Genomic DNA, 13,684 nt, shown 5'->3' with positions numbered 1-13,684 from the left:
CGTGAAAAGGCGTTCGGCGGCCGAACGCGGACGAATCGGAACGTGCCGTCAGGTTGCGGCGGCCGGCGCGATGACCTGGGCGATCAATGCCAGCGCGGCCACGGTGCCCCAGACGACCACGTACCGCAGCGCCGCGCGGCGGGCGCGTTTGCGGCGGTATTCCCGGTGGGAGTCGGACGCGTTGGGGTTGAACGCCTCGTCAGCGCGGGAACCCGAAAAGGAATCGCCGGCGTAAGTCGTTCTCACCAGGATCCCCTTGCGTGCGCGTCCGATGTCGTACGGGAAAGAAGAAGCGCCCCGGCCCAGCAAGCTCACCCGCTCACGGTGACGGCCTGATTCCATTGCTGAGCAGCATCCTTGCTTGCGCATTGACCGGGCTGCCGGGGCGGATGACAGAATCGCGCCTGAACCAGCCGTGATGCCATCGGGTAATCGCGCTTTTAGGGGTAAGATTTTTCCTACCCTTCGCCCCTCGCGCCAAGTCGGCGGCGAGCGCCTTTTCCCTTTTGGAAGAGATGGTTGGGTGATGGGGCGGTCGGCATTCGGCCATGCCCAAAGTTGCGCTGAGGATGCATTTCTGACGGCGGACGCCTATCTCGGCAAAGACAAGCCGCGATCGCCAGATCCTCCCCGCGCATCGCTCCGCATACGAGGATGCACTGAGACGTCTCCCGTCGATTGCGCCCATACGAAAGTTGTTGCGCATGAGTCGAAATCGATGGGCATCAAAACAAAAACCCCGCGAAGTTGCCTTCGCAGGGTCATGAATTCGAATGGTGGCCGGGGAGGGAATCGAACCCCCGACACGGGGATTTTCAATCCTTGATACCATTCATCCGCTGAATACGGGGATCTACTGCTACCCCTTGCGCAACAGCACGTTAGGGCGCATCTTCTACTGGCGGCAACCGGGGAAAGCGACTGATCCTGCTACCCGGGTGCTACCCAGATCAGGCGGGTGAGATGGCAGAGATCGTCAAATTTACGGAAGCGAGAGTGGCCGCCCTTCGCCAGAGGGTCCGGTCTGGCCGGGTTGAGTTTCAGGACGAGGAGGTCCCGGCACTCCGCCTCCGCGTCACCGCCACCGCCGCCAGTTGGAGCGTCTTGAAGCGCATCCCGGGCGGACCGATGACTCGGGTGTCACTGGGTAAGGCGGACGATGTCTCTGCGACTGAGGCCCGAAAGCAGGCGAAGATCCGAATCGGGGAGATGCACCAGGGGATCGACCCCAACGCGGTCAAGCGTGAGCGGAAGGCCGAGAGCCAGCGCAACGGCATGACCCTGTCGGAGGGGCTGTCGATCTATTTGGCTGAGCGCGACAAGTTGCGGCCCGCCACGAAGCTGACCTACGAGCGCGACCTGCGGACGACCTTCGGGGACTACTGGGACAAGCCCCTGGCCGAGCTGACGCCAGAGCGGGTCCGCGACCGCCATAAAGACCGCAAGACTCGGGACATCAGGGCGCAGGCACGAGTTGAGACGGCGCTGTCCCGCAAACGGATCAAGGCTAGCCCTGCCCGCGCAGACGGCGCTGTGCGCGCGCTGCGAGCCGTCGTGAACTACCTGAGGGCTGAGCGAGGCCTGGATCTGCCGGACGTCGCTCGACGCATTACAGCCACCAAGGGCTGGGGCAATGTCGCGCGTCGGAAAAGGGTCTTGGCAGGCGACACGCTTCCGGAGTTTGTGGCCTCTGTGCGCGCGCTTCCGGACGATCTACCCCCCGACCTGACCGGCACCCAGCGGGATCTGACGCTGTTCCTACTGTGCACTGCTCTTCGGTGGTCAGCCGCTGCCGGGTTGGAATGGTCCGAAGTGGACTACAAGGCAAAGACCGTCACCATCCCCGCGTGGCGCATGAAGGGGAAGCAGGACCATTCCTTGCCGCTTGGCCCTCAGATGATGGCGATGCTCAAGCAGCGCCAGAAGGAGGCGAGGTCGGACCGTTTTGTGTTTCCAGGGTTGGCGCGAGAAGTGGGTGGCAAGCTGGTCTATGAGGGTTTTGGGCGCCTCTCAAAACGCTTCCTGGACAAGATCAAAGACGCGGAAGGCGCAGCCATTGTTTGGTCACCTCATGATCTCCGGCGCACCGCGCTATCGTTGCTAGAAGCAATGGACGTGTCGGCCTACGCGCTTAAGACAATCGCGGCCCACAGCCAATCCGCTGACGTGACCGCGGGCTACATCGCGGATGACGTTACTCGGCTTCGGGCGCCCATGGAGCGTTTGGAGCAGCAACTTTTGTACCCGGCCAGGCATGGCAAGGTCGTCCCATTGAGAAGGAGTTCCAGCACGTAGGGTTAGATGCCCTAAAAGCGGCGGAACCGGGTGCGCTAACACCCGGCCCGCCTTCCACAACCGTTCTATCAGGAGAACGATCATGGCAACTGCGAATAATACCGCGGCGGCAAAGCCCCGCTATGTCCCGATGCGCGACCAGCTCTGGGCGGAAACCGCCCTGACGCCAAATCAGCAGGAACAATTAGTAACGCTAGACGAGGTCATTGCCGGCCTCCGCGACCTAGTGGATACCTTGCGTGAGGATTACGAACGCCGCGCCAATATGGCCATCGGCGGTCCGGCCTATGAGCCGATTGACGACAATCGGCTTGGGGCCAAGTACGCCGCTCAAGAAGTGCTCTTGTCCGCCGCCGAGCTCGCCATCGAGCGTTTCTTCTCTGAGGTGAGCCATGGCTAGCGAAGAGTCTGTCAATCGCATGGTCGAGGTGATGAAGTCGGCGCTGAAGGGGGCGGTGTCGAATGACGTCCTGCTGCACTTCGTGCAACACATTGGCGCTTGGCTTCGGGGCTAATCCGGTTACCCAGGTCGTCGGGCTGATCCTTCACTGGCAGTCCCGCTACCTCATCGACCCGGCGCGCGGACTCATCTATGGCCGGCTCTGCAAGGTCATGGGTCGTGACTACGGCGACGGCTACATCCGCTTGGGGTGGGGCGCCGCCAACGCGGGCCACCAGTACGCCCATCGCCTGATTTGGGAAACGGTCAATGGTCCGATCCCCGAAGGCCATTACATCGACCACCTCAACGGGAGGCGCGCGGACAACCGCGTTGTCAACCTGGAGGCGGTGACGCCGACCGAGAATCTGCTGCGCGCCCTGGACAAAGGGAAAGTGCCGACAGGGGACATGCGCTCCGACGCGAAGCTCACCGCGGAACAGGTTTGCGAAATCCGCCGTACAGCGAAGCGCATCAGCACGCGTGAGTGGGCTAGGGTGCTTGGCCTCGACCCACGCACCGTTCGCGACGCGCGCGCAGGCCGCAGCTGGCGTCATATCTGCTGTCACCGTGATGGCTCAGCCTCGGTCCGTCCGGCGCGTCGCAGCGGTCGTCGTCCGCGTCGCCGTACGCCGAAGGAGGTGGGCTAATGGCTCACCCAAAGCTGATCGGCCGCCGCTGCGAATGCACCGCCTGCGGTGACCTCTTCAACAGCGAGTCTGCCTTCGATCGTCACCGGATCGGCGAGTTTGCCGGCCTGGGTGGAACGAGTTCGCGTCGATGCCTGACCGAGCCCGAGCTACTCGCTAGCGGCTGGTCCCGGAACGGGGCTGGCGCATGGATCACGAGGCCATTTCTAACTCTCCCTGAGTCGCATAAACAGGGCGCGGAGGGTGAGGGAGCTACCTACCTAGCGGAGGTGCCCGATGCCGCGTGATTTCGCACATGGGAAGGCTTGCTTGATCGAACTGGCTGACCGCACCCACGGGCAGCTAATGGACCTCTCTCGCGATATTGGCGCAGATCGCTGCGACCAGATGCTGGCCGCGCTTCGCGACGTTTCCGCGCGCATCGAAAGGCTCCGTGCAGGGCTGCTGCGAAGCAGTCCGCCGGAGACCTGTTAAGCGCCGGGGGGCGGAATGGCAAACGAAGCCAAGCGCAGGCAGAAGGCCAAGGGGCGCGGTAAGACGCACTCCTACCTTGGGATTCCCCATTACATCCTCCGGTCTCCGGAGTTCGGTCGCCTGTCCCCTGCTGCAGTGAAGCTGCTCATCGAGCTGGCCGCGAAGTTCAATGGTGCCAACAACGGGGACATCTCTGCGGTGTTCAAGCAGCTGCGCGATCGTGGGTGGAAGAGCCCTGGCACGTTGAATGCAGCGCTCAAGGAGCTGATCGGCGCAGGCTGGCTCGTCTGCACCCGTCACGGCGGTAAGAACCGCTGCTCGCTTTACGCGGTCACCTGGTGGCCGGTGGACGCCTGCGAGGGGAAGAGCTTGGAAGTACGGGCCGAGAAGGTCGCCTCGCACGCTTGGCGCAAAACAGATTCTGTAGTCGCTATGCGTACTAACGTAGTCGCTATTCGTACTAATGACGACCATCAGGAGGCTGCCTGATGCCCTCATTAGTCGCTATTCGTACTAGTCAGCCCTTTTTGGCGCTCTCCATTAGTCGCTATTCGTACACCTTTATAGATATACCAAGCAGTGTGGCGAAGCCGCGCGCTTCTGCACGGGCTTCCAAGAGCGCTTCTGCTGGTGGAAGGCCCTCAGAAGGGGCTTCGAAGGGGCTTCGAGCAAATCGACGCGTGCTCGACGCGTGCGGACGCGTCCTGTGCTGCCACGGTGCTAGCACTTTGCTAGCAACTGCGCGCAGATGCGTACAGCAATGCCAGACCTATGTGCTTGATGCGAATGGAAACACCCCATGCCACCGGCATGCGATCGGCATGCGTTTGGCATGCGATCGCATCGTGTCACGCTTCAACCGTTACATCAGCGTTACGCGAACCGTTACGCATCGGACGTGTGCATGACGGCGCTGCTGGATACTGCCGCCAAGTCCCGAGCACGGCCGCGCCGTTCGCGCGCCGAGCCGCGGCGTTCCCATGATCGCCGTGAGCGCTTCGCGCCGGATGATTCCCTGCGCCTGGAGAAGGCCGCGCGCCGGGTGCTACGCGCCTACGGCTACGGCTCTGCCTGGGCGCCGACCCTCTATCAGGCCGACGTCGAGCGGATGGAGGCTGAAGGCGAGGGCGCCGCACTCGTGGATGCCATGCGGATAGCGAGGCGAGGGAGGGCCGAAGAACTGGCCGTCAGGTCGGACGAGGGGAAGGTCACCCAGCGTGCATTCCGCGGCTGGTCTGCGGTGGGTGGCGGCCGATGGGTCGCGATCGCAGCCACCAATACGGACCGCATCGGCTTGGCGGCGCTGACACAGGTTGAGAAGCCTCTCGACTCGTTGCTGGTGGCCTACTCGATCGAATCGGCAGCTGAGTGGCTGAAGGTGGAGGCCTACTTCTCAGCGCGGGCTGTCTCGCCTCATTGGCGCGTAGCCCTTCGAGATGCCATGACCAGGATCATGTTCGGGGCGCGCGCCACCGGTATCGAGGCCCGGGCTCGGGAACTGTCCCTCAAGACGCAGACCTTCCGCGAGCTTACGCGGTCATACGAGCAAGCAATACGGGATCGGCTGGCAATCGCCGCGGCACTCTACTTGGCAGAAATCGATGCGCTGTCGCAGTCGGCTGCCGCATACCTTCGAACTCCTCGATTGAGCGGCAGCCAAGGCGGGGGGACGCGCTCGGCCACATGGTGGATACCAGCTCATGCGGTTAGTTGCCAGGCAGATGCAGACTGAAACAGTGCCGAGTGCGACCAGCGTCACATCCGCAATCATTCGATCGCTACCGCGTCGTGACTTTGCCAAATCTGGTGTTTGGGGGCGCGAATTGCCTTTAGCATCTGAGCAGCACGCGGAATTGCAGCTCTCCCGGTCACCTAAGGAAGGGTGTGAATTTCGGCGTAAAGGCGGCGGGGGCCGCCTACAAGGATGAAGGGGAACTCTGGTGCACACGAATATGAGACTGGCGCGTAGCGTCTGCGCGGGACTACTGCTTTCGGCCCTGTGTGGCCAAGCGCTAGCGATTGAGGTTTACCAGGAATACCGCAAGCGCATTGAGTCGGCACAAAACCTGACGGCCCTGAAGAATGATCTCTTCGGCGAGAGCGTCAGCCTCTACAACGGCAAGACCGATTTCAATGTCACCGACATCGACCTGCCGGGCAACAACGCCCTTCCTGTCCGTCTGCAGCGGCGGTTCAACGTCGAACTTCATCTGAGTGGCACGGCAGCGAACTTCAACTCGAACATCGAGGGTGCTGGCGGCTGGGACGTCGATGTCCCACACATCTCGGGCATCTTCGCGCCAGTGGAAGGTTGGGCCGCGAACCGTTGCAGCGGTTCCATGGTGCCGAACGTCAACGGCAGCTTCAGCGTAAACGAGATCTGGCAAGGCAACACCATCCACATACCGGGCGGCGGTGATCGCACGATGCTCGGCAAGCTTCCTGAAACGCCTGCACCCACCGACGGGGTAGCACGCAAGTGGACGACTGCCCAGCGTGACGCCATCGACTGCATCCCGATGAAGGTCGGGTTGGGTGGCGGTGAGGGCTTCCGTGTCACGACTACGCAAGGAGTCCGCTACTACTTCGACGTGGCCACCCAGCGATACGCCGGGCAGTTGACTAAGAAGGTCAGCCCGGACATGCCTGAGCGGACCGCCGGCCGTACGCGCGTCTTCCTGCTAGCGTCCAAGATCGAGGATCGCTTCGGCAATACGGTCGAATACCAGTACGACGGCGACGGTCACCCCACGCGAATCTGGTCGTCGGACGGGCGCGAAATACTCGCTGGCTATGACGGTGGACACCTGAGGTGGGCCTCAACGAGTAACCGCACCTGGACCTACGAGTATGTCAGTGTGGAAGGACAGACGCGGCTTTCCCGCGTCGTCCTCCCCACTGATCTTGCTGCCGAACCCAAGCCATCATGGAGGTACTCCTACTCGAACGCGCTCAGCCCCAACTTCATTCCGTGGGACGGGAATTCGACCGCGGATTGCGGGGAGCAACCGCCGGAAGTGCCAGCGAACTTCACGTTCACGGTGGAACATCCTAGCGGCGCGATCGGATCCTTCCAGTTTTCGAACGCCCGCCATTACCGCAGCGGCATTCACATGAGCCAGTGCGTGCGAAGACTGACCCCATCGGAATGGGGCAGCACCGTGTACTACGAGCTCACGCTGCCCAACTTTTTCGACGTGATGTCGCTCTACAGCAAGACCATAAGCGGGCCGGGCCTTTCCCAGCCGCTTACGTGGAGCTACTCCTACGGCGGTGGACATCAGGGCTTGTGGGGATCGTCGGGGTCGGCTGGTGCTTACCCCTGCGCCACATGCCCGACCGAGAAGCCCGTCATCGTCACCAATCCCGATGGCACGAAGACGCAGTACCGGTATGGGTTCCTGTACGCGCTCAATGAGGGCCGCTTGCTGGGGAGCTCGGTCCTGGACCGAAACGGTAACGTGGTGCGCAGCGAAGCAACGCGCTACATGACGACCGCCGAAACCGCCGGGCAACCGTTCACCACGCCGACGTATGGCGCGATCCACGGCCTCATCTACAACGGCGACGATCCGAGCACGGCGCAGATCCGGCCGGTACTCGGGACGACGGTCGTCCAGGACGGCACGACCTACAGCTCGACGGTCAATTCGCTTGACGCACTTGCGAGGCCCGTGAGCGTCACGAAGGCAGGCCCTGCCTACAGCAGCACCGACGTCACCGAGTATTTCGATGACCAAGGGCGCTGGATTCTGGATCAGGTCTCGAAAGTCACGAACAGCAATACCGGGAAGGTCGCTTCGCAGACCAGCTACAACGCGATGTCGCAGCCGTACCAGGTGTGGTCGTTCGGAAAGCTCCAGCAGACGATCACCTACAACGCTGACGGCACCGCAGCAACGGTGAAGGACGGGCGCGACAACACCACGTCGCTGTCCTCCTGGAAGCGCGGCATTCCGCAGACGATCCTCTATGCGGACCAGACGTCGCAGTCGGCCGTGGTCGATGATCGCGGCTGGATCAACTCCATCACCGACGAGAACGGGAGCGTGACCGGGTACGGTTACGACGCGATGGGGCGTCTGTCCAAGATCCGGTATCCGACCAACGATAGCGTGGTCTGGAACGACTGGAATCGGCTGTTTCGTCCATTCACCTCGGCAGACTGGATGCCGCCGGGCGCGGTGGTCGGGCAGTGGCATTCGGTCGTTTGGTATGGAAGTTACCGTAAGGTGACCGTCTATGATGCACGCTGGCAGCCGGTGCTCACGTATGAATACGACGAGAGCAATACGCAGCCCACGCTGCGTTCCATCCGCTACGCGTACGATCACGAAGGGCGAAACGTTTTCAGCTCGTATCCGTCTGATCTCAACTCCGGGGGCTCGACGGGGACATGGATCTCGTATGACCCAATCGGACGGGTTGAATCGGTGTCGACCGACAGCGAGCTGGGCCTGCTGACGACGCTGACCACGTACCCGGGCGGCAATCGCAGCGCCGTGACCAACCCGCGCAGCCAAACGACGACGACTACCTTCTTCGCACTCGACCAGCCGGCGTTCGAGCAGGCCGTATACATCGAACATCCGGAAAATGCGCGGACGGACATCGCGCGCGACGTGTTCGGCAAGCCGAAGGCGATCACGCGACGCAATATCGACGGCACACAATCCGTAACGCGCAGCTACGTCTACGACGTCTACGAACAGTTGTGCAAGGCGATCGAGCCTGAAACGGGCGCATCCGTCACCGATTACGACGCGGCGGGCAACATCGCCTGGACCGCCAGCGGCCTGGCGCTGCCAGGCACCACCTCGTGCGACACCGCGACCGCCTACGGCTCCGGTCGTCGTGCGGACCGGACGTATGACGCGCGGAATCGCGTGAAGACGTTGACCTTCCCGGATGGCAGTGGCAATCAAACGTGGACTTACACCAACGACGGCAAGCCCTCGCAGGTGATCACGCAAAGCGAAGGCGGCGTCAACCAGACCACCAATATCTACAACTACAACAAACGTGGGCTGCTGACATCAGAGACAACGGGACAGGCGGGCTGGTTCACATGGGCGTTGGGGTACGGCTATGACGCCAACGGTGCCCTAGCCAGCATCACGTATCCGAGCGGCTTGGTCGTGGATTACGCGCCAAACGCACTGGGTCAGCCGACGCGTGCCGGTGTCTACGCGCTAGGTGTGTCTTATTACCCCAACGGCGGCATGAAGCAGTTCACCTACGGGAATGGCATCGTACACTCGATGATGCAGAATGCGCGCCAGTTGCCTTCGCGCGTGACTGACGGTGCCGTCCTGGACGACACCTACGCATACGACCGGAACGGCAACGTCTCGCAAATCACCGACGCCGTTACCCCGGGGTATTCGCGGTCGATGGTCTATGACAATCTCGACCGCCTGACGCAAGCGGCGTCGGCGGCGTTCGGTGGCGATGGCATCTACCGCTACACGTACGATGCGCTGGACAACCTCCGCAGCGCCAAGCTCACTGGCAAGCGGCAGCACAATTACTGGTACGACGCCAGCAATCGTCTGACCAATATCCAGGACAACGCAGGCGCCACCATCGGCGCCATCGGCTACGACGTGCAGGGCAACGTCCAAAACAAGAGCGGCGACGCGTTCCAGTTCGACTTTGGCAATCGTCTGCGTAGCGTTGCCGGCAAGGAGGCATACTGGTACGACGCATACGGCCGTCGTGCGCGCGCATGGAGCCCGACTCAAGGCAACATCCTGTCAATGTATGGCCAGGACGGCGCACTTCGTCGCCAAAACAACGAGCGTGAAGGCAAGAACTACGAGTACATCCAGCTCAACGGTAGCCTGCTGGCGAAACTGACAACCGTTGTCGCGCCCGTTACCCCTGCCCTGACCGTGCCCTCCTACAGCACCACAGGCAGCTATACCTTGACTTGGACGTCCGTGGCATATGCCACCTCATACGACCTGCAGGAGTCCGCCAATGGCGGCGCCTGGACCCCTTCTTACGGGGGCGCGGGACTTTCGAAGGCCGTGAGTGGAAAGACCGCAGGCAGCTATGCGTATCGCGTCCGCGCCTGCCAAGCGGCGGCATGCAGCGGCTGGAGCGCGAGCCAGTCGACCTCGGTGCAGTTCGCGCCGACCGCTGCAGCTACGGTTTCGTCGCCCGCTAATGCCCCGAATGGCAACTTCACGGTCAGCTGGACGTCGGTAGCGGGTGCGGACCGCTACGTGTTGGAGCACAGCGTCAATGGCGGCGCCTGGGCCACTGCGCAGGACAGCGCGGCGGTCTCGGTCGCATACACCTCCAAGCCCGCGGGCACTTACGCTTATCGCGTGAATGGATGTAACCCCGCGGGCTGTGGTCCCGTTTCCGCGACGGCGACCACGCAGGTTGTGTATCCGCCCGCGTCGGCTCCGGTGTTGTCCGTGCCTGCGCAGAGCCTGACGGGTGGCTATACCGTCAGCTGGGGCGCGGTCTCCACGGCGACGACATATCGACTGGAGGAAAGCGTCAACGGCGGTGGTTGGGTGCAGGTGCAGGAGCCCGCCGCGACGAGCACGGCCTTCTCGGGTAAGGCGTACGGCGCGTACGCGTATCGCGCACGCGCCTGCAACCTAGCCGGCTGCGGTGGGTATTCCGGCTCGGTGTCGATCTCGGTCATCCGCCCGCCTTCCGACGCCACCTGGGTCTCCGTGCCGACGTTGAACACGAACGGCTCGTACACAGTCAGCTGGGGTGGTGTGGGTCTCGCAACCAGCTACCAGGCAGAGGAGAGCGTCAATGGCGGCGGCTGGAGTCTGATCTACAACGCGGGAGGAACTAGTGTGGCTGTCGGTGGCAAGGGGACGGCGACGTACTCCTATCGCGTTCGCGGCTGTAACGCGGCGGGCTGCGGTCCGGACTCGGCAGTAGCAAGCGTGCAGGTCGTATTGCCGCCGCCAGCTCCTACCATCACGTACGACAATAAGTACCAACTGATTGTCAGCGGTCGCACGAAGATCGCCTGTTCCGTGCGTTGGACAGCATCCTCGTTTGCCGATCGATACGAACTCTGGTCTTACGGAAACGGCAACTACTATCAGAAGCAGTACGACGGAACAGCGACGTCGGTTGGAACCAGCATCAACCAGAATGTCGCGACATACTGCGCTTCAGCTCACGTCGTCAGAGCTTGTAACGCGTCTGGCTGCAGCGAGTCCGCGCCGGTGGCGCAGACGGTCACGACCGAGTATGCAGATGGTGGGGTGATCCCGTGAGAAGTATTCCCGTGATAAAGCAGATTCGATGGGCCGCAGCAATCGCTCTTGCGATCGTTGCCGGCCCAGGTGTGGCGCAGACAGTCGAGTACATGCACACCGATGCGCTTGGGTCAGTGGTCGCCGTCACCGACAGCGCAGGGTCGGTAATTGAACGCAATCAGTACGAGCCGTATGGCGAGGATCTGACCGGGATCAAAGATGGGGCGGGCTATACCGGGCACGTCAGTGACGCTGCCACGGGGCTTAGCTACATGCAGCAGCGGTATTACGATCCGCAGCTTGGGAGGTTCCTCTCCGTAGATCCCGTAACGGCAAATGGGGGCACGGGTGCCAACTTCAATCGCTACTGGTACGGTAACAATAACCCGTACACATTCACGGACCCGGATGGCCGACAAGCGTCAAGCTTCTTTCTAAACGGTCTAGAGCCCGTCTTGCACGCAGAGATGGCTTACGGCGCATACAAACAGGGGAGAATGAGCGCGAGCGAAACTGGCCAGTTTCTAAGAAGTCTGGGGGCCCCTGGTGCTGGCCGCCTTGCGGAAATCAGAGGCGTACTAAGACAGGACGCCAGAGCGCTTGAAAACGAGCGGCGAAATGGAGTCGCGAGGGCCTGGGCTGCAGAGAAAAGACTGGTGTCGGAAACAGGTACGGGTACTCGCGACTGGACTAAGGCGCAAATCAATGAGCTGCTCGAAACGGGAAGTGTGAAAGGCATTGAGGGCCATCACATCAATAGCGTGAACGACAGTCCTGAGCTGGCCGGTGTCGCTGATAACATCAAGTTCCTCACTCGCACCGAGCACCAAGAAACCCATGGCGGAAATTTCCGGAACGCAACGTCGGGAGATATGGTGTATAGAGGAACTGGGGCGAAGGCGCGAATGATCCGAGTGATCGAGACTGGAAGTAACATCATTCGTCGGGTGAAGAAATGACTTGCAAACTCAACGATTTCATTGGCAAGCTCAAGAAGCAGCTCGCGCAGCCGGATGTTATAACGCTTGAGAACGGAGCTGTTCTCATCGGTCACCTGCCTCATATCGGCGCTAAGGCGTATTTACATGTCGTGTTCCCTGGCCAACTGAACGCGTTGTCTGCGATGAGGAAGGAGACCACGGTAGCCGTCCCAAGCGAGGTTGAAGATTTCTATCGAGAGTTCAACGGGATGATCCTGTTCCAAGGAGCCCTTTCGATCTATGGGGCGCGCTCGAGCGTTTCTCGCGACCCCGATCAGAGGCAGCCCTTTGACCTAGCCGACAGGAACATACTCCGTCGCCCGAGGTTCGCCGCGGAGACTGACTTCTTTCTGGGTAGTTACAACGAAGATGGGTCCCTTCTTTTTACAGAGCGCGGATCCTCGAGGGTATTTCGCAGGCCGGCCGCGAGCCGCACGATCTTGAACACTTGGTCGGGCGTGGGGCACATGTTGAATGATGAGACCGATCGGATCGGCCGACTTTTCGACAACGCAGGCTGTCAGATAGATCCATCTGTTCCGACTTCCCCCCAATGAAGGGTGCGCGCAAGACCGCGCCCTGTCCGTGGTGGAGCTGTACAGGCTGGCCGATCGAAACCATGTCTTGAGCGCCAAGAGCACTACTGCGCTTGCATCCGCTGACAGGAGCTTAGGATCGAGCACCTTCGGCGCTTGACCACTGCTGCCATTTATACCGATCCTTAGGCAGTGTGGCTTATCAAAAGTCGAATTGCCGCTGATCCTCCCACAATACCTCCGTCTTCGGGTTGTCCGTGATCGCCGCGCAGGACAGTAGTTCCTCGACGCCATCGGTCCACGCATACCAGAGCACCGGGATGTAGAGCGGCTCACCCGTCTGGGGGGTGAACTCCAGCTCCATGCTCTTCGGGCGCTCACCATCGGCCAGCGCGCGCTGCTCGTAGTCGTGGCGCGCCACGCTCTCGTAGAAGTGCGTCGCGACCATGATCCCATGGTTGTAGCCGTAAAGGCGCTTCCAGACGCTTTTGAGGCTATCTCGGCGGGCGTTGTACGTGCCGGGCTTGGTCTTCTCGTCGGCCACGGTCCAGCCGGGTAGGCGGCATTGGTAGCGCATCGGCTTGACGACCTTGCGACCGTTCTCAACCACCATGACGAGCGTGTAGTCACCGGGCCAGATGCGGTCGTCGTCTTCTGCGGGCTCGGTGCGCCGGAGCTTGTCCGCTTTAACCCGCTCCGCGGCAATCCGATTGTTGGCGACCCGGATGATCTCTTGGGACTTCTTGGTCACCCGCTTCTGGAGAGCCGCCTCGGCTTCTGCGATCTTCTCCTGCTGGATGGCGATGCGCTCATCGATGCGGGCCAGCTCGGCCTCCCGGGCCTCGTCGATCATCTGTTTGACCGGGACCTCGAACTCGTCCCGCGGCTCGGCAAAGGCCAGCTCGATCGCCTTAGGGATCTTCGGGCTGCCGCCCTCCCGGCGCTCCCAGAAGATGCGGGTGAAGTCGCCGATGCTCAGGATGGCCCCGAACTGGCGGGTGAACTTCTTGTAGTCGGCCCAGATCTGGGCGGAATAGCACATGGCCGCTCCGGCTGAAGACTCTTCACC

Annotated in this window: 10 protein-coding genes; 8 read left to right on the top strand and 2 right to left on the bottom strand. The window is 61.7% G+C overall.

Annotation, left to right across the window (positions count from 1 at the left end):
• Positions 1–48 precede the first annotated feature (48 nt).
• Positions 49–342, bottom strand: a complete 294-nt coding sequence (locus DX912_RS10225) for a hypothetical protein (protein WP_147298625.1) — start codon at positions 340–342, stop codon at positions 49–51.
• Positions 343–963: 621 nt separating this feature from the next.
• Here DX912_RS10225 and DX912_RS10220 point away from each other — a divergent pair.
• The 8 genes from DX912_RS10220 (at position 964) to DX912_RS10185 (ending at position 12,636) form a co-directional block, all read left to right on the top strand.
• On the top strand, positions 964–2,295 hold the full coding sequence (locus DX912_RS10220; RefSeq protein WP_115842419.1) for a tyrosine-type recombinase/integrase: 1,332 nt from the start codon (positions 964–966) through the stop codon (positions 2,293–2,295).
• Positions 2,296–2,377: 82 nt separating this feature from the next.
• A complete protein-coding gene (locus DX912_RS10215) occupies positions 2,378–2,695 on the top strand; it encodes a hypothetical protein (protein WP_115842418.1) in 318 nt (105 codons plus the stop codon).
• A gap of 62 nt (positions 2,696–2,757) precedes the next feature.
• Positions 2,758–3,384, top strand: coding sequence for an HNH endonuclease signature motif containing protein (locus DX912_RS10210; protein WP_220340794.1), 627 nt, complete (start codon positions 2,758–2,760; stop codon positions 3,382–3,384).
• A gap of 489 nt (positions 3,385–3,873) precedes the next feature.
• Positions 3,874–4,347, top strand: coding sequence for a hypothetical protein (locus DX912_RS10205; RefSeq protein ID WP_115842417.1), 474 nt, complete (start codon positions 3,874–3,876; stop codon positions 4,345–4,347).
• Between the two features lie 415 nt (positions 4,348–4,762).
• Positions 4,763–5,590, top strand: a complete 828-nt coding sequence (locus DX912_RS10200) for a hypothetical protein (protein ID WP_115842416.1) — start codon at positions 4,763–4,765, stop codon at positions 5,588–5,590.
• A 208-nt stretch (positions 5,591–5,798) separates the two neighbouring features.
• Entirely contained in the window at positions 5,799–11,117 is a 5,319-nt protein-coding gene (locus tag DX912_RS18405) for an RHS repeat protein (protein ID WP_181902791.1), read from the top strand.
• An 11-nt stretch (positions 11,118–11,128) separates the two neighbouring features.
• Positions 11,129–12,058 carry an RHS repeat-associated core domain-containing protein gene (locus DX912_RS10190; RefSeq protein WP_147298624.1) on the top strand — a complete coding sequence of 310 codons (930 nt, stop codon included), beginning with the start codon at positions 11,129–11,131 and terminating at the stop codon, positions 12,056–12,058.
• On the top strand, positions 12,055–12,636 hold the full coding sequence (locus tag DX912_RS10185) for a hypothetical protein (protein WP_115842414.1): 582 nt from the start codon (positions 12,055–12,057) through the stop codon (positions 12,634–12,636). Before DX912_RS10190 ends, DX912_RS10185 begins: the two co-directional genes overlap by 4 nt.
• 181 nt (positions 12,637–12,817) lie before the next feature.
• Here DX912_RS10185 and DX912_RS10180 read toward each other — a convergent pair whose 3' ends face one another.
• The gene (locus DX912_RS10180) at positions 12,818–13,657 is read right to left on the bottom strand and encodes an SOS response-associated peptidase family protein (protein ID WP_115842413.1); all 840 of its coding nucleotides are present in this window, start codon (positions 13,655–13,657) and stop codon (positions 12,818–12,820) included.
• Positions 13,658–13,684 lie beyond the last annotated feature (27 nt).

The organism is Lysobacter soli (assembly GCF_003382285.1).
Lineage (GTDB): Bacteria > Pseudomonadota > Gammaproteobacteria > Xanthomonadales > Xanthomonadaceae > Lysobacter_J > Lysobacter_J soli.
The sequence above is the reverse complement of the archived record's forward strand: the minus strand, read 5'-3'. Positions and strand labels throughout refer to the sequence as shown.